We start from the raw sequence: 17949 nt of genomic DNA, 5'->3' as shown, positions 1-17949 counted from the left end.
AATAAGAGCATTATAAATGACAAATATCCACAATCACAAAATCCTGATCCTCGACTTCGGTTCACAATATACTCAACTGATTGCGCGTCGTGTGCGTGAAATTGGTGTGTACTGCGAACTTTGGGCTTGGGATGTAACCGAACAACAAATCCGTGAATTTGCTCCAACGGGTATCATTCTTTCTGGCAGTCCTGAAAGCACAACTGAAGAAAACAGCCCACGTGCGCCTGAATATGTGTTTAACGCAGGCGTTCCAGTGCTCGGCGTTTGCTATGGAATGCAAACTATGGCGATGCAACTTGGCGGCTTAACCGAAACATCTGATCACAGAGAGTTCGGCTATGCTTCAGTTTCTCTTGAAAATTCCACCGCACTTTTTGCAAATTTAAACGATAATTCGACCGCTTCTGAGCCAAAATTAGACGTTTGGATGAGCCACGGCGATAAGGTAACGCGCTTACCAGAAAACTTCAAAGTAACTGGCACAACGCTAACCTGCCCTATCGCAGCAATGTCAGACGAAAGCCGTCGTTTCTACGGTGTGCAGTTCCACCCTGAAGTAACGCATACTAAAAAAGGCTTGGAATTATTAACCAACTTCGTAGTAAACATCTGTGGTTGCGAAACCAAATGGACAGCTGAAAACATTATCGAAGATGCCGTTGCTCGCATCAAAGAACAAGTGGGCGATGATGAAGTGATTTTAGGCTTATCTGGTGGTGTGGACTCTTCTGTGGTTGCATTACTTTTACACCGTGCTATCGGCAAAAACTTACACTGCGTATTTGTGGATAACGGTTTGCTTCGCTTACACGAAGGCGATCAAGTCATGGAAATGTTTGGCGATAAATTCGGTTTAAACATCACTCGTGTTGATGCAGAAAGCCGCTTCCTAGGCGAACTTGCAGGGGTATCAGATCCTGAAGCGAAACGTAAAATTATCGGTAAAGTATTCGTTGATGTATTCGATGATGAATCGAAAAAACTCACTAATGTGAAATGGTTGGCACAAGGTACGATCTACCCTGATGTGATCGAATCTGCAGCAAGCAAAACTGGTAAAGCACATGTGATTAAATCACACCACAACGTAGGTGGCTTACCAGACTATATGAAACTGGGCTTAGTTGAACCATTACGTGAATTGTTTAAAGATGAAGTACGTAAAATCGGTCTAGCATTAGGCTTACCAGCTGAAATGATCAACCGCCACCCATTCCCTGGTCCAGGTTTAGGCGTACGTATATTAGGCGAAGTGAAAAAAGAATACTGCGATTTATTACGCCGTGCGGATGCAATCTTTATCGAAGAATTACGCAACAGCGGTTGGTATGAAAAAACCAGCCAAGCCTTCAGTGTATTCTTGCCTGTGAAATCTGTTGGTGTAATGGGCGATGGGCGTAAATACGATTGGGTTATTTCTCTACGCGCAGTAGAAACCATCGATTTTATGACCGCACATTGGGCACATTTGCCTTATGATTTATTAGGTAAAGTATCTAACCGCATCATCAACGAAGTGAACGGCATTTCCCGCGTCGTATATGACATTAGCGGGAAACCGCCAGCGACAATCGAGTGGGAATAGAAAATCTCTATTTCAGATACTTTCTAATTATTTCAGTAACTTTAATAAGTGCGGTTAATTTTCACCGCACTTTATTTTTGTTTAAAAGCCCTTCTATGCCAATAACAATGAGACTTAACCAAATAGGCACATAAGTAAAATAGTCGCTTGTGGTCATTTGATTATCCAGCACAAAGACAGCTATTAAAAAAAGCAATATCGGCTCGATATAACTCAACACCGCAAAAATACTGACTGGAATTTGTTGGCTGGATTTTAAGTTGGTTGAAAGCGAAATCGCACTCACCATGCCAAGTGCTGGTAGCAATAACCAATAACGATATTCTTGCGTAACTAAAGAAAGTGTATCGCTTTGAGAAAGAATATAAATAAAGCAAGGAATCGAAATTAAAATAATATCCAATGTAATCCCTTGTAGAGCAGGGATTTTCATCAATTTACGGCTTAGATAATAAAATGGATAAACCGTACAAACCCACAAGCTTGTCCATGAAAAACTTTGAGTGTGCCATAATTCATGTGCAACACCACAGGCAGCCAGTAAAAGCGCGATTTTCTGAATAAATGATAAGCGTTCTTTTAACCAAGCCCATCCTAAAACAGCCATGATCAGAGGAAAAAGGAAATATCCCATTACAATATTTATCCCTTCACCATTTAGCGGTGCCCACATAAAGAGCCAGAATTGACTTCCCGCATCTAATGTCCCCAGTAAAAATAAAACCCAACTCCTCCAACTTTTTCCTAAAGTTGTCGTGATAAGAGACAAAATAGAGCGGCAACCAATAGTCGGGAATAAAATTAAAAGTAGCCCAAAGATCATGGTCAGCATACGCCACGCAAACACATCTGTTCCGCTAAGTGGTTGGAGCCATATGCTAAATAAATACAATATGCCAAATAAACATTGTGAAAAAATACACAATAATACGCCTTGAGTGACTACTTTCATCTTGGACCTCATCTCATCAATATGATTATTATAAAATCCCAAGACAATAAAAAATCTCAACTTTATTTTTATTGTGATAATATTTCTCCCAATTATTACATTTTTGAGAAATTATCTTATGCAAACACTGGATAAATTAGATCGTCATATTTTGAATGTATTACAACAAGATGCCATGATTCCGTTAAAAGAACTGTCAGAGAAAGTGAATAGTTCCGTTGCAACCTGTCAACGACGTGTGCAAGCATTAACTGATTCAAGCGTTATTACAAAACGAGTTGCAGTTGTTTCCCCAAAAGCCGTTGGGCGTACGATTAGCGTATTTGTCATGGTCGAAATGGATAATCAACATTCTTATTATCAAGAGCAATTTGAACGGAAAATGCGTCAAGAAGACGAAGTGGTGAGCTGTTACGAAATCTCAGGGGACTATGATTTTATGTTGCTACTCCATGCAAAAGATATGGAAAGCTATCACGCATTCACACGCCGAGTATTGACGGGTGAATTTCATGTAAGAACTTATAAAAGTTTATTTGTAATGAATTTTACCAAAGCAGATAGTGGAATTATCTTATAGAACAAGTGCGGTAAATTTTTACCGCACTTTGTGTATGATTAACTTAGTTTTGTCGTTTGTTTTAAGAATAAATACCCAAGTATTGCCGAAACCGTTGATCCAAGTAGAATACCTAAACGAGAAAGAGTATTGACACTTTCTCCCGCATTAGCATCAAACGCAAGGCTTGCCAAGAACATTGACATCGTAAAACCGATTCCACATAAAACCGCAACGGCAAAAATTTGTTTAAAATTAATTCCATCTGGTAATTTAGCTAATCCCAATTTAACAGAAATATAACTAAATCCGAAAACACCGATAGGTTTACCAATAATTAAACCGCTTGCTATAGCCAATAATAATGGCGACGAAATCATATTCACATCTATGCCCTCAAAACTCACACCTGCATTGGCAAATGCAAAGAGCGGTAAAATAACGAAAGATGACCAAGAGGCTAAAATATGCTCGAAATCATCTAATGGGCGTTCTCCTTTTTTACCTTTCAATGGAATGCTAAAACCAATAATAACGCCTGCTAAAGTAGCATGCACGCCAGACTTTAATACGGAAGCCCATAAAATTGCACCTACAACCATATAAGCGCAAAGTGCGGAAACTTTGAAACGATTTAGTAATATCAGTGCAATAATTGCCACAGCAGAAAAAATTAGTGCTTGTACACTCAATCCGTGCGAGAAAAATAATGCAATAACAACTATCGCACCGAGGTCATCAATAATAGCAAGGGCAAGTAAAAATATTTTCAATGGAAGTGGCACTTGTTTACTCAATAACGCCATAATCCCTAGCACAAAAGCAATGTCTGTTGCCATTGGAATTGCCCAGCCATTAGCTAAGCTTGGATCTTGTTTAGCGATAAACCAATAAACTACAGCCGGTATAACCATTCCGCCAATAGCTGCAATAGCAGGGAAAATAGCTTGTTGATAGGTTGAAAGCGCACCTTCAAATAATTCTTTTTTTACTTCCATTCCCACTAATACAAAAAACACCGCCATAAAACCATCATTAATCCAGTGAATTAAGGTTTTATTAATTGAGAAACTACCAATTTGTAAACTTACAGGTAAATTTAAAAAATCATTATATTGGTTGCTTAACGGCGAATTAGCCAGCAACATCGCAACAACAGCTGAAAAAAGCAATAATATACCACCAGCAGATTCTAATTTAAAAAAACGTTGGATCAGTTTTATCACATAAACCCCTTTAAAAATAAATAGCAAAAAATTCACAAAGGGGCATCCTAGCATATTTTCGAAGTTAAAGGAAAAAGTGCGGTAGATTTTGTCGGGATTTTTAGCGAATTGTCGATAAAATGCCATATATTGTGACAAAATTCACATTTTTAATTTTACGCAATAGGGATTTTATCTACTTTGTAGTAGAATGCAGGCCTTTTTATTTTTAGAGTCAAAAATTATGTTTTCACGTAAAGATATTATCGTTTTAGGAATGATGATCTTCGCCTTATTTTTAGGTGCGGGTAATATCATTTTTCCGCCTATGGAAGGATTTTTCTCAGGACAACATTGGATGAGTGCTTCCTTAGGCTTTGTTTTAACTGGCGTTTTAATGCCATTTATTACGCTTGTTGTGGTAGCGATTTTAGGTCGTGGCGAAGAACTTACTAAAGATTTACCAAAATGGGCTGGCACAGGTTTCCTCGTTATACTTTATTTAACCATTGGCTCTACCTTTGCAATGCCCCGCATCACTAATGTTGCTTATGAAATGGCGTGGTTGCCTTTAGACTTAACAGAAAATAATGCGAATGTTCGTTTTGTATTCTCACTCATTTTTAACTTAATCGCGATGGGCTTTATGATTAGCCCAAATACGATCATTTCAAGCGTGGGTAAATTTATGACACCCGCTTTATTAGTGTTACTTATTGCTGTAGCAATTACCGTATTTATTTCGCCTTTATCTGAAATTCAAGCGCCAAGTAATGCTTATGAAAATAGCCATTCTTTATTAATCGGCTTAACCAGTGGTTATCAAACCATGGATGTACTTGCAGCCATTGCTTTTGGTGGAATTGTCGCCCGAGCATTATCAGCGAAAAATGTGACAAAAACCAAAGATATTGTGAAATACACCATTTCAGCAGGATTTGTTTCTGTCATTTTACTCGCCAGTTTATATTTTTCGCTTTTCTATCTAGGTGCAACCAGTGCTGCAGTTGCAGAAGGGGCAACGAATGGTGGACAAATTTTCTCTCGTTATGTAAATGTCTTATTCGGTTCAGCTGGGACTTGGATTATGGCTGGTATTATTGTATTAGCGAGCTTAACAACACTTGTTGGTGTAACTAGCGCATCTGCTGATTATTTCGCAAAATTTTCCTCTCGCTTTTCCTATCCATTTTGGATCGCCCTTTTTACCGCGATAACAATCACTGTTTCACAATATGGTTTAACGGATCTACTTCGCATAACGATCCCAGCCTTGTTATTAATTTACCCAGTAGCTATTGTGCTTGTTTTATTGCAATTCTTACGAAAAAAACTTCCATCAATAAAATTTACATACAATAGTACATTGCTCGTTACGGTTTGTTTTAGTTTATGTGACAGCTTAAATAACGTTAAAATGTTACCAGAAAGCATCAATTCATTATTGAAACACTTCCCTCTTTCATCTGAAGGAATGGCTTGGTTGGTTCCGACTTTAGTAATGTTAGTTGCAAGCATTTTTATTGGAAAAGCATTGCATAAAACCCATTCTTAATCTCACAAAGTGTTTTATTTATCTTTCAACACTCTCAATGGTTGCATATCACTATTGCCTACAATCACTCGACTAGAATCAGAGCGTAGGCAAGTGCTGCCATAATGCTCTCCCACGGTAAAAGTACAAACTTGCAAGTATTGCTCTTCCACTTGTGGTAAGCACCAAAGTTGTTGATAAATGTTTTCTTGTTTGCCAAATTTACCCTTTGTGACACCTAAAGTGGCATTATTTTTGCCAATAAGTTTAACATTATCTCCCCGACGACCTGCAATTGGTTTTTGCACATAGCCATTTTGAATTAAATTTGGCGCGAGATGAAAACTTGCCTCTAACAAATAACGATGATTAGGGAATAAAATGGCTTATTTTCATTTAGCCATTTCCCACTAAATTGACCGTGATTGTTAATATAATGGGCTTGTAACAGAAGTGCGGTTGATTTTGGGAAAGGTTGGGGTTCTGAAAATTCAGTATCGTTCGTTTGAATCATCCAACCAAGAATTTTAGTATCATCAAAAGTATCTTGTAGAAAATAACCTTGTTCTGAAACAATCATCGGCAATTCACGCGTCCATTGCTGACCACTTGGCAAGCGAGAATGAATCACATTTTGCTCGGCGATTCGAACCCTATCAGGCAACACCTCAGTGATAATTGCCACATGCCCCGTGTGTTTAAATTCCCCCCCCCTTCTTGCCAAATTAATAAGGAACCTGCTTGAGGTTTACGCTTACAACCATTAGCAAATGCCTGTAAAGGCAACAAGGCATCATTTACTACTTGGCGTAAAAAACGTAAAGAAAAGATCTCGTACGCCATACCAACATCGGCAAATACAACGCAAATTTATCATCTTCGCCTAATTGTGCAGGTTTTAATGAAGCCAACACCGCAGCACTTGCGCCGACGCGGTTTACACGTTTGCTTAAGCGGTTTAACTGACGGACATTTACTGCATCATAATCTTCTGTGCCATCGGCGACATTAACGATTTTCCGTTTCAATGTATCAGAACCCACTGATACGGTATTTTCTTCATTCGCCACAGACTCTGCACCTAAAGCAACAGAACCATAAGCATTTGCCCGAGTTTCATAACCTAATGCCAAACTTTCTTCTGCCAAAGCCCTGCTGTGGCTGCCAAAAGTAGCACTGCGGTAGCCCGTTGATTGGCTGCTGTCGCCGACTGCTAGACTTTCAATAGCTGTGGCTGTAGAAAACGCCCCAAATGAACTGGCAAAAAGATTGTGTGAAGAAGATCTAAATCCTAGTGCCATCGCACCGTAAGTTTGACCATATTTATCAATTAAATTCTGCTCACTATCGTGAGCCATGTCAATTTTTGTCGTAGTTCCACTTGCATTAATATCAATATTTTTGCCGATTTTATTGTTATTTTTACCTTTTTCTAATTTTTCCACCAAGCTATGTACACCAAAAGCTATCGAATAGTCTCCATCTTTACTTGTAGATAAAGAACCAATTGCAATAGACCTATACGCGAAAGCTTCAGCATAATGACCAACTGCAACACCTCCCTTTTCTGAATTAGAATTTATACCAATAGCAGTACTAAATTTTCCTTTTTGACCATCTGATCCAGATTTAGCCCCATAGCCTATAGCTAAAGAACCTATGCTTTTTACGTGAGTATCTCCACCGATAGCAACTGCTCCAATGGATGGTTTAGCTCCACTTTCTGTAGAATTAGTTACTTTACTACCATCTCCAATGGCAACATTATATCCACCATCGCGCACCATACCATAAGTAGCGATCCATTTTAGATCTTGTGAAAAAGACTGAACAGAATAAAAAGATGTGGAAATAAGTAGAGTGATTAAAGAAAGGCGGGTTAGACTATTTTGCTTGCTTAATGATTTTCATTGTTTTGCTCCTTTGTCAAGAAAATAATTGAGGGCAGTCATTCTAACAGAAAATAAAAAAGAAAGGCATTGTTTTATATGTACGTTAAAAGTTCATTGGTTTTGCCGATAAATAAACCTATCCCCCATCTTGCATTATCCCCCTTACAGTGTCAAACTCTCCGCACTTTTTAAAACTGTAAAAAATAATGACAAAAAAACGTAAAAACTTAATCAACCAAGATCCTCATTACAAACGAGAATTGGAAAAATACGGCAATCCAATCCCGAGCCGTGAATTTATTTTAAGCGTTATTCGAGACAATAATGCACCGATGAATCGGGATGAAATTTTGACCGCACTTTCCATTCGAAATGAAGAGCAAATAGAAGCGATGCGTCGCCGATTACGTGCGATGGAAAATGATGGGCAATTAGTGTTCACTAAACGTAAACGCTATGCCTTACCAGAAAAATTAGATTTATTTAAAGGCACGGTAATTGGTCATCGCGAAGGTTTTGGTTTTTTACAGGTCGATGGCAAAAAGGATGATTTATTCATTCCAAACCATCAAATGCAAAGAGTCATGCATGGAGATTTTGTCTTAGCTCAGCCTGCTGGATTAGATCGTCGTGGTCGCCGTGAAGTGCGAATTGTGCGCGTATTAGAAAGCCGTAAAAAACAAATTGTGGGTCGCTTTTTCTTAGAAAACGGTTTTAGCTATGTGGTGCCTGATGACAGCAGAATTGGCAGAGATATTCTCGTGCCAAATGAACATCGTAATGGCGCACGTATGGGACAAGTTGTGGTTGTCGAGTTGCAAGAACGTTCTGCCAGTTTTAACCAGCCAATTGGCGTAATCACTGAAATTCTAGGCGATAATATGGCGAAAGAAATGGAAGTAGAAATCGCCTTGCGTAACCACGATATTCCCCATAAGTTTCCAAGTGCGGTGGAAAAATACGTAAAAAAATTCACTGAAGAAGTGCCTGAAGAAGCAAAAAAAGGCCGTGTGGATTTACGCAATTTACCGCTTGTGACCATTGATGGTGAAGATGCACGGGATTTTGATGATGCCGTTTATTGTGAAAAACACGGCAAAGGCTGGAAACTTTGGGTGGCGATTGCGGATGTTAGTTATTACGTACGTTTACGTTCCGCTTTAGATGTAGAAGCGCATAATCGTGGTAACTCAGTCTATTTTCCGAACCGAGTTGTACCAATGCTACCTGAAATTTTATCGAACGGCTTATGCTCTCTTAACCCACAAATGGATCGTTTGTGTATGGTGTGTGAGATGCAAATTTCTGCCAAAGGTAAGCTCACAGATTATCGCTTTTATGAAGCGGTGATGAATTCTCACGCCCGCCTCACTTATACCAAAGTAGCAAAAATGCTTGAAGGCGATGAAGAATTACGCACTCGTTATTCTACGCTTGTGCCTCATTTAGAAGAGCTTTATAAACTCTATCAAGCGTTGCTTGGTGCACGTCATCAACGTGGTGCGATCGATTTTGAAACCATTGAAACTAAGTTTATTTTCAATGCAATGGGGAGAATTGAGCGTATTGAACCCGTTGTTCGCAATGATGCCCACAAAATCATTGAGGAATGTATGATTCTTGCGAATATCGCAGCAGCTAATTTTATGGAAAAACATAAAGAGCCTGCGTTATATCGTATTCATGCCACCCCGAGCGAAGAAAAATTAACATCGTTCCGCACTTTCTTAAGTGAGTTTGGTTTAACTTTAGAAGGTGGCTTAAAACCAACCACAAAAGACTATGCTGCTCTCTTAGAAAAAGTTAAAGAACGGTCTGATCATGAACTTATTCAAACAATGTTGCTACGTTCATTAAGCCAAGCTGTCTATCACGCTGATAATATTGGGCACTTTGGTTTGGCTTTGGAAGAGTATGCACACTTTACTTCGCCAATTCGCCGTTATCCAGACTTAACACTTCATCGAGGTATCAAATATTTACTCGCTAAAGAACAAGGCGCAAAACGTAAAACTACCGATACAGGCGGTTATCATTACTCTTTTGATGAAATGGATTTACTTGGCAATCATTGTTCAATGACGGAACGCCGCGCCGACGACGCAACTCGTGAAGTGGCTGATTGGCTGAAATGTGAATATATGCAAGATCATGTTGGCGGTGAATTTAGCGGTGTTATTTCATCTGTGACGGGATTTGGTTTATTTGTACGCTTAGATGATTTATTCATCGATGGTTTAGTCCATATTTCCACCTTAGAAAACGATTATTACCAATTCGATGTAGTAAAACAGCGTTTAATTGGCGAAAATAGCGGAATGCAATATCGCTTAGGCGATAAAGTTCGTATCAAAGTTGAAGCAGTACATTTAGAAAATAAAATGGTCGATTTCTCGCTGATGGGGAGTGAACGTAAACCTCGTCGAGCTGGAAAAACGGCGAAAGAAAAAGCTAAGAAAGTCTTTAAAGAACTACCGTCTAAAGCCTCCAAAAAACGAAAAAGTGCGGTAAAAAAGAAAGAAGTTTCGAAGAAAACATCTAGAAAACGAAAATAATTCACTTCCCATTGTAAGAATGAATTAAAAATTCAAATAAGAAAAAGAGAAATTTATGTCAGAACAAATCTACGGTATTCATGCTGTTAATAGTATTTTAACCCATTCGCCAGAGCGTCTAATTGAAGTTTTCGTACTTAAAGGACGTGAAGATAAACGCCTACAGCCACTCTTAAACGAACTTTATTCCCTAGGAATTGGTGTGCAATTTGTTAATCGCCAAACTCTTGATAAAAAAGCCGATGGCGAAGTTCATCAAGGTGTTATTGCTCGAGTACAAGCAGCAAAAGAACTTAATGAAAATGATCTTGATGAAATTCTTGCCAATAAACAAAACCCGCTTTTATTAGTTTTAGATGGCGTGACTGATCCACACAACTTGGGAGCTTGTTTGCGAACAGCTGATGCAGCGGGCGTAGTGGCAGTGATCGTACCGAAAGATAAATCGGCACAATTAACATCTATCGCGCGTAAAGTTGCTTGCGGTGCAGCAGAAACTGTGCCGTTAATTCGTGTAACCAATCTTTCTCGCACACTACGCGATTTACAGCAAAACCATAATATTTGGGTGGTTGGCACTGCTGGCGAAGCAACTGAAACCATTTATCAAAGCAAACTGACAGGGCCACTAGCACTTGTTATGGGAGCTGAAGGCGAAGGAATGCGTCGTTTAACACGTGAACATTGCGATCAACTGATTAGCATTCCAATGGCTGGTTCAGTTTCATCATTAAATGTATCTGTCGCAACAGGGGTATGTTTATTTGAAATTGTACGTCAGCGTTTAGGTTCATAAAAAAGTGCGGTAAATTTTACCGCACTTTTGTAATGCTTATTGTCTCGCTTGAACTTCTGAATTGACATAATCAATAGTAACAACCTTACTCGGTAACAACGCACCAGATAGAATTTGTTGCGCCAAGCTATTTTCAATTTCTTGTTGAATGGCGCGTTTCAATGGACGTGCGCCATAAATTGGGTCATAGCCAACTTCGCCAATAAAATCTAATAAAGCATCGGTAAATACCAATTCGTAGCCACGAGTTTCCATACGTTTTGCTAAACGTTCTAATTGGATGCTTGCAATCGCACGGATATTCTCTTTACCAAGTGGATGGAATACCACGGTTTCGTCAATACGGTTGATAAATTCTGGGCGGAAATGTTGGCCTACTACAGACATCACTAAGGCCTTCATTTCGCTATAGCTTTCCTCTTTGTTACCTTGGATTAAATCAGAACCTAAGTTAGAGGTCATAATCACAACCGTGTTACGAAAATCTACGGTTCTGCCTTGTCCGTCAGTTAAACGACCATCATCTAGCACTTGCAACAAGATGTTGAACACATCCGTATGGGCTTTTTCAACTTCATCGAGCAAAATCACCGAATACGGACGACGGCGAACAGCTTCAGTTAAATAACCGCCTTCTTCATAGCCGACATAGCCTGGAGGCGCTCCGACTAAACGAGATACGCTATGTTTTTCCATAAACTCTGACATATCAATGCGCACCATTGCATCTTCACTATCAAAGAGGAATTTAGCTAGAGTTTTACAAAGCTCTGTTTTACCTACACCTGTTGGCCCTAGGAACAAGAAAGAACCAATTGGGCGATTAGGATCGGAAAGACCAGCACGACTACGACGAATTGCATTAGCGACAGCATCAACCGCTTCTTCTTGACCAATCACTCGTTTATGTAGTTCATCTTCCATACGTAAGAGTTTTTCTTTCTCGCCCTCCATCATTTTTGATACTGGGATGCCAGTGGCTTTAGAAAGCACTTCTGCGATTTCTTCGTCTGTGACGCGATAGCGTAAAAGCGTCATTTCTTTTCCTTCGCTGGTTTCAGCTTGCTCGAGTTGTTTTTCAAGCGCAGGAATGCGGCCATATTGCAACTCAGACATTTTAGCTAAATCCCCCGCACGACGAGCTTGTTCTAGTTCGGTTTTTGCAGTATCTAGTTCTTGTTTAATATGTTGAGAACCAGAAAGCGTTGCTTTTTCAGATTTCCACACTTCTTCAAGTTCAGCATATTCACGTTCTTTTTCAGCCAATTCTTTCTCTAACATTTCTAAACGTTTGCGACTTGCTTCGTCTTCTTCTTTTTGTAACGCTTGTTGCTCCAATTTTAATTGGATAATTCGACGTTCAAGACGATCAAGCGGTTCAGGTTTAGAATCTATTTCCATACGAATGCTGGACGCTGCTTCATCGATCAAATCAATCGCTTTATCTGGTAACTGACGATCAGAAATATAACGGTGTGAAAGCGTTGCCGCTGCGACAATCGCAGGGTCAGTAATATCCACGTGATGATGAATTTCATAACGTTCTTTCAAACCACGTAAGATCGCAATGGTATCTTCCACACTTGGTTCGTCCACAAAGACTTTTTGGAAACGACGTTCAAGTGCGGCATCTTTTTCGATATATTGACGATATTCATCTAGAGTGGTTGCACCCACGCAATGTAATTCGCCTCGTGCCAAACTTGGTTTCAATAAGTTACCTGCGTCCATCGCACCATCGGTTTTACCTGCGCCGACCATAGTATGAATTTCATCAATAAAGAGGATAACGCGACCTTCTTCTTTAGAAAGTTCATTGAGCACCGATTTTAAACGTTCTTCAAATTCTCCACGATATTTTGCACCAGCAATCAATGCGCCCATATCTAATGAAAGCACACGTTTATTTTTCAAACCCTCTGGCACTTCGCCATTTACGATACGTTGTGCCAAGCCTTCGACAATCGCTGTTTTCCCCACACCTGGTTCACCAATTAACACTGGGTTGTTTTTGGTACGACGTTGTAATACTTGAATGGCTCGACGAATTTCTTCATCACGCCCAATCACAGGATCAAGTTTGCCACTTTCTGCACGAGCGGTTAAATCAATCGTATATTTTTCTAATGCTTGTCTGCTTTCTTCTGCATTTTGATCGTTCACGTTTTGCCCCCCTCGAATATGTTGAATGGCTTGCGAAATTTGTTCTTTTTTTGCACCGCACTTTTTCAAAATATCGCTGATCGTTCCTCGTTCTTCTAAAGCTGCAAGCAAAAACAATTCGCTCGAAATAAATTTATCTTGGTTTTGCTGTGCGAATTTATCACATAGATTAAGTAAATTAATGAGCTGACGTGAAAGTTGCACATCTCCGCCATTGCCAATAACCTGTGGTAATTTATTTAGTTCCGTCTTCAATTCATTACGCAATAACGCCACATTTACACCACTTGCTGTCAAAATTGGCGCAATAGAGCCGCCCTGTTGATTTAAAAGTGCGGTCAATAAATGCACGGGTTCAATAAATTGATTATCTTTTCCGATAGCAAGTGATTGTGCTTCGCTTAACGCTTCTTGGAATTTTGTCGTAAATTTTTCAATGTTCATACGCTTTCCTTAATTGAGTTTCGTCTTTCGCCATTCGCATAAACTAAGTAAGCTCGGTTGGATAAATTTCAAGAGAAAAATTGAAATATTTTTGATTTTATCTATCAATAAAAATTTGATGATAGGTTTTAACCTACCAAAATATCGAATAGTGGGGCATCCCAATGCTCAGTGGGAAGATTTTCTACTTGCTGACATTGATGCGCTAAACCAACTGGAATAAAAGGCTTATTTTGCCAATTCTGCAACGTGCGATCATAAAACCCACCGCCCATTCCTAGGCGATTTCCTTGTGTATCAAAGGCGACCAACGGCGTAAATAAAATATCCAGTTCATTTAATGGCAAAACATTTTGAACATTCAGCTTTGGCTCCCAAATACCAAACTGATTTTGTTTCATTGGCGTATCGGGTAAATAGCGTAAAAACAATAAATGATGTTTAGTAAAAGGATGTAAAACAGGTAAATACACATTTTTGTTTTGTATCCAAAGAGATTGGATTAACGCTTTCGTAGAAATTTCACCATCAAAAGAAAAATATAATGCAATGTTTGTGGCTTGTCGTTGCTCGATAAGATTTAACGCCTGTTGAGTAACTGATTGTTCAGCTTGTTGCTGTTGAAGTGCAGTTAAATTTGCACGTATTTTTCGGATTTCATTGCGGATTTGCTGGCGTTTTTGAGTATTCATAGAAATGGAAAGAGAAGATAGGACCCAGAGTGCCGCTGTGGGCAATAGTCCTTGAACCCGACGGTTCAAGGAAATCAGTTGATACCGTTTTCAGGTTTCTTAGCCCAATGAACGAGTCAAAGGTTAAGCCTACACACCAACGATAGGAAACCAATTTATAAGATTTAAAGTATCGGCTCAGGGACATAGCCTACTGACGAACACTCTAGGTAATTCTTATGGGTTTATACTAGCCCAAATTCTCGGCATTGACTAGCATTTATTTGTCAATTTTAACGAGTTGATTATAAAACGACAAAATTACTCTAATTTGATCATTAATTTAACGCGGTTCTTTTGTAACTCTAATATTTTCTAATGAATGATCTAATTGTTGAATTCGAGTTCTCAATACATTTTCAATTTGAGCGGTTTTATTTTTTTCTTGGCTTAATTCAAAACTCAAATTGAGTGCCACAATAGAAAGCACACGATCAAGCTGAATAAGACCTGTCTTTTCTTTCATTTCGGAAACCAATATATCTAAATTGCGCGCAGCTTGACGCAATAATTCTTCTTGTTCAACTGGCACATTTAAACGTAAGACCTGACCCAAAACTAAAATTTCGACCAATTTTAACGACATTTGATTTCCTTAAATTAAATATTTGAGTTGCTGATATTATGCCATAGCAAAAAACGTTCGTCACAAATTTTACATTGAATCCGCCATTCGCTCATCATCATAAATTACGTTATAATGCCCACATTTTTTCAGTTTAAAACGAGATTTTTATGGCCCAAATTGCAACAAATCCGCTTGTGCTAGTGGATGGTTCTTCTTATTTATATCGTGCATTTCATGCCTTTCCTCCTTTAACTAACGCCGCAGGTGAGCCAACGGGTGCGATGTATGGCGTTTTAAATATGCTAAAAAGCCTCATCTCACAAGTTCAACCCACTCATATAGCTGTTGTTTTTGATGCAAAAGGGAAAACATTTCGTGATGAAATGTTTGAACAATATAAATCTCATCGCCCCCCAATGCCCGATAATTTACGCAAACAAATTCAACCTTTGCACGATATGATTCGCGCATTAGGCATTCCGCTTTTAGTAGTGGAAGGTGTTGAAGCAGATGATGTGATCGGCACACTCGCACTACAAGCCTCTCGTTTGGGTAAAAAAGTGCTTATTAGTACTGGCGATAAAGATATGGCACAGTTAATTGATGACAATATTATGCTCATCAACACTATGAATAACAGCCTGTTAGATCGCGAGGGTGTGATTGAAAAATACGGTATTCCACCTGAACTTATCATTGATTATCTAGCACTTATGGGCGATAGTGCAGATAACATTCCAGGCGTTGCTGGCGTTGGCGAAAAAACCGCACTGGGTTTACTACAAGGCATCGGGAGTATGGCTGAAATTTATGCCAATCTTGAAAAAGTAGCAGAATTGCCAATTCGAGGGGCGAAAAAACTAGGCGAAAAATTATTGGCAGAAAAAACTAATGCCGATCTTTCTTATACGTTGGCAACCATCAAAACGGATGTTGAACTTAACGTGACAACAGATGAATTGTTGCTTGGAGAAAGCCAAAAGGATCAACTTATTGAATATTTTGCTCGCTACGAATTTAAACGCTGGCTTAATGAAGTGATGAATGGCTCAGATTCCATTACTCAAACTGCTGAACAACCAGTGAAAATCAATCAGTTTCAGGCGACATCACTAGATCAAAGTGCGGTAGAAAATACGCCTAAAATTCAAATTGATCGTACTAAATATGAAACCTTACTCACTCAAGCGGATTTAACACGCTGGATTGAAAAACTCAATACAGCAAAACTCATTGCAGTGGATACTGAAACAGATAGCCTCGATTATATGTCTGCTAATTTAGTGGGTATATCTTTTGCTCTTGAAAATGGCGAAGCCGCTTATTTACCATTGCAATTGGATTATTTGGATGCGCCAAAAACACTCGAAAAATCGACCGCACTTGCGGCTATCAAACCCATTTTAGAAAATCCTAATATTCACAAAATTGGACAAAATATTAAATTTGATGAAAGCATTTTTGCCCGTCATGGCATTGAATTACAAGGTGTTGAATTTGATACGATGTTGCTTTCTTATACGCTAAATAGTACGGGTCGTCATAATATGGACGATTTAGCCAAACGTTATTTAGGTCATGAAACTATCGCATTTGAAAGCATCGCTGGAAAAGGAAAAAGTCAGCTTACATTTAATCAAATTCCATTAGAACAAGCCACTGAATACGCAGCAGAAGATGCTGATGTGACAATGAAATTACAACAAGCACTGTGGTTGAAATTGCAACAAGAACCAACGCTTGTTGAATTGTATAAAACAATGGAATTACCATTACTTCATGTGCTTTCTCGCATGGAACGTACAGGCGTTTTGATTGATAGTAATGCCCTCTTTATGCAATCTAACGAAATTGCCACAAGATTAACCGCACTTGAAGAACAAGCTTACGAATTAGCAGGTCAGCCATTTAATTTGGCTTCCACCAAACAATTACAAGAAATTTTGTTCGATAAACTTGGCCTACCTATTTTACAAAAAACGCCAAAAGGTGCGCCATCAACGAATGAAGAAGTATTGGAAGAATTAGCCTATAGCCACGAATTACCCAAAATTTTGGTCGAACATCGTGGGTTGAGTAAACTTAAATCCACTTACACGGATAAACTGCCTCAAATGGTCAATTCACAAACAGGCCGAGTGCATACCTCTTATCATCAAGCGGTCACGGCGACAGGACGTTTATCATCAAGTGATCCAAACTTACAAAATATCCCAATTCGGAATGAAGAAGGTCGTCGTATTCGACAAGCATTTATCGCACGTGAAGGTTATTCTATTGTCGCCGCTGACTATTCTCAAATTGAGCTACGCATTATGGCACATCTTTCTGGCGATCAAGGCTTAATTAACGCCTTCTCTCAAGGCAAGGATATTCATCGCTCCACGGCTGCTGAAATCTTCGGTGTATCATTAGATGAAGTCACCAGCGAGCAACGTCGCAATGCTAAAGCAATTAATTTCGGCTTAATTTATGGAATGTCCGCCTTTGGACTCTCACGCCAACTAGGTATTTCCCGTCCTGATGCAAAAAAATACATGGATTTATATTTCCAACGCTATCCGAGTGTACAGCAATTTATGACCGATATCCGTGAAAAAGCGAAAGCACAAGGCTATGTGGAAACGTTATTTGGTCGCCGTTTATATTTACCTGATATCAATTCTAGCAACGCAATGCGTCGTAAAGGGGCAGAACGCGTAGCGATAAATGCACCGATGCAAGGCACAGCTGCGGATATTATTAAACGAGCGATGATTAAACTTGATGAAGTAATCTATCACGATCCCGACATTGAAATGATTATGCAAGTACACGATGAATTAGTGTTTGAAGTGCGGTCAGAAAAAGTCGAGTTTTTCCGTGAACAAATTAAACAACAAATGGAAGATGCAGCGGAATTAGTTGTTCCGTTGATCGTAGAAGTCGGTGTAGGTCAAAATTGGGATGAAGCGCATTAATT

At 39.2% G+C, this 17949-nt stretch carries 12 protein-coding genes, 1 other RNA gene and 1 pseudogene; 6 read left to right on the top strand and 8 right to left on the bottom strand.

Annotated elements, in window-relative coordinates:
- Positions 1–16: 16 nt before the first annotated feature.
- Entirely contained in the window at positions 17–1588 is a 1572-nt protein-coding gene (gene guaA, locus ACPT8O_RS04085) for a glutamine-hydrolyzing GMP synthase (protein ID WP_021035586.1), read from the top strand.
- Between the two features lie 61 nt (positions 1589–1649).
- On the opposite strand, the gene rarD is transcribed toward guaA, so the two are convergent.
- Positions 1650–2540 (bottom strand): EamA family transporter RarD, encoded by an 891-nt coding sequence (gene rarD / locus ACPT8O_RS04080; protein WP_021035587.1) that lies wholly within the window; start codon positions 2538–2540, stop codon positions 1650–1652.
- 118 nt (positions 2541–2658) lie between these two features.
- Here rarD and ACPT8O_RS04075 point away from each other — a divergent pair, with 118 nt between their 5' ends.
- Entirely contained in the window at positions 2659–3120 is a 462-nt protein-coding gene (locus ACPT8O_RS04075) for an Lrp/AsnC family transcriptional regulator (protein ID WP_021035588.1), read from the top strand.
- A gap of 38 nt (positions 3121–3158) precedes the next feature.
- On the opposite strand, the gene nhaA is transcribed toward ACPT8O_RS04075, so the two are convergent.
- Positions 3159–4361 carry a Na+/H+ antiporter NhaA gene (gene nhaA, locus ACPT8O_RS04070; protein WP_041175373.1) on the bottom strand — a complete coding sequence of 401 codons (1203 nt, stop codon included), beginning with the start codon at positions 4359–4361 and terminating at the stop codon, positions 3159–3161.
- 187 nt (positions 4362–4548) lie between these two features.
- On the opposite strand from nhaA, the gene brnQ reads away from it, so the two are divergent.
- Positions 4549–5859: a branched-chain amino acid transport system II carrier protein gene (gene brnQ, locus ACPT8O_RS04065; RefSeq protein ID WP_041175428.1), complete on the top strand. Its 1311-nt coding sequence runs from the start codon at positions 4549–4551 to the stop codon at positions 5857–5859.
- A 14-nt stretch (positions 5860–5873) separates the two neighbouring features.
- Here brnQ and ACPT8O_RS04060 read toward each other — a convergent pair.
- Together ACPT8O_RS04060 and ACPT8O_RS04055 are read right to left on the bottom strand one after the other, a co-directional pair.
- Positions 5874–6702, bottom strand: a pseudogene (locus ACPT8O_RS04060) (glutathionylspermidine synthase family protein); the annotation flags it as partial.
- Entirely contained in the window at positions 6639–7625 is a 987-nt protein-coding gene (locus tag ACPT8O_RS04055) for an autotransporter adhesin (protein ID WP_021035591.1), read from the bottom strand. The gene ACPT8O_RS04055 and the pseudogene ACPT8O_RS04060, both read right to left, overlap by 64 nt.
- Positions 7626–7936: 311 nt before the next feature.
- On the opposite strand from ACPT8O_RS04055, the gene rnr reads away from it, so the two are divergent.
- Both rnr and rlmB read left to right on the top strand, forming a co-directional pair.
- Complete coding sequence (gene rnr / locus ACPT8O_RS04050; protein ID WP_146379120.1) at positions 7937–10285, top strand: ribonuclease R; 2349 nt, start codon at positions 7937–7939, stop codon at positions 10283–10285.
- A gap of 55 nt (positions 10286–10340) precedes the next feature.
- Positions 10341–11081, top strand: coding sequence for a 23S rRNA (guanosine(2251)-2'-O)-methyltransferase RlmB (rlmB, locus tag ACPT8O_RS04045; RefSeq protein ID WP_021035593.1), 741 nt, complete (start codon positions 10341–10343; stop codon positions 11079–11081).
- A 36-nt stretch (positions 11082–11117) separates the two neighbouring features.
- Here the strand turns inward: rlmB and clpB are convergent, their stop codons facing one another.
- From clpB to ACPT8O_RS04025, 4 genes are all read right to left on the bottom strand, one after another.
- Positions 11118–13688: an ATP-dependent chaperone ClpB gene (gene clpB, locus ACPT8O_RS04040; protein WP_021035594.1), complete on the bottom strand. Its 2571-nt coding sequence runs from the start codon at positions 13686–13688 to the stop codon at positions 11118–11120.
- A 128-nt stretch (positions 13689–13816) separates the two neighbouring features.
- Positions 13817–14380: a 5-formyltetrahydrofolate cyclo-ligase gene (locus ACPT8O_RS04035; protein ID WP_021035595.1), complete on the bottom strand. Its 564-nt coding sequence runs from the start codon at positions 14378–14380 to the stop codon at positions 13817–13819.
- Between the two features lie 17 nt (positions 14381–14397).
- Positions 14398–14595, bottom strand: a non-coding RNA gene (ssrS, locus tag ACPT8O_RS04030) — 6S RNA.
- 107 nt (positions 14596–14702) lie between these two features.
- Positions 14703–15005 carry a cell division protein ZapA gene (locus tag ACPT8O_RS04025; protein WP_021035596.1) on the bottom strand — a complete coding sequence of 101 codons (303 nt, stop codon included), beginning with the start codon at positions 15003–15005 and terminating at the stop codon, positions 14703–14705.
- Positions 15006–15154: 149 nt separating this feature from the next.
- On the opposite strand from ACPT8O_RS04025, the gene polA reads away from it, so the two are divergent.
- Positions 15155–17947, top strand: coding sequence for a DNA polymerase I (gene polA / locus ACPT8O_RS04020; RefSeq protein ID WP_054249434.1), 2793 nt, complete (start codon positions 15155–15157; stop codon positions 17945–17947).
- Positions 17948–17949 lie beyond the last annotated feature (2 nt).

Origin of the sequence: Haemophilus sp. HN_Hi08 (assembly GCF_049824455.1) — a bacterium.
Taxonomy (GTDB): domain Bacteria; phylum Pseudomonadota; class Gammaproteobacteria; order Enterobacterales; family Pasteurellaceae; genus Haemophilus; species Haemophilus influenzae_D.
This window is presented reverse-complemented; position numbering and strand designations above follow the sequence as displayed.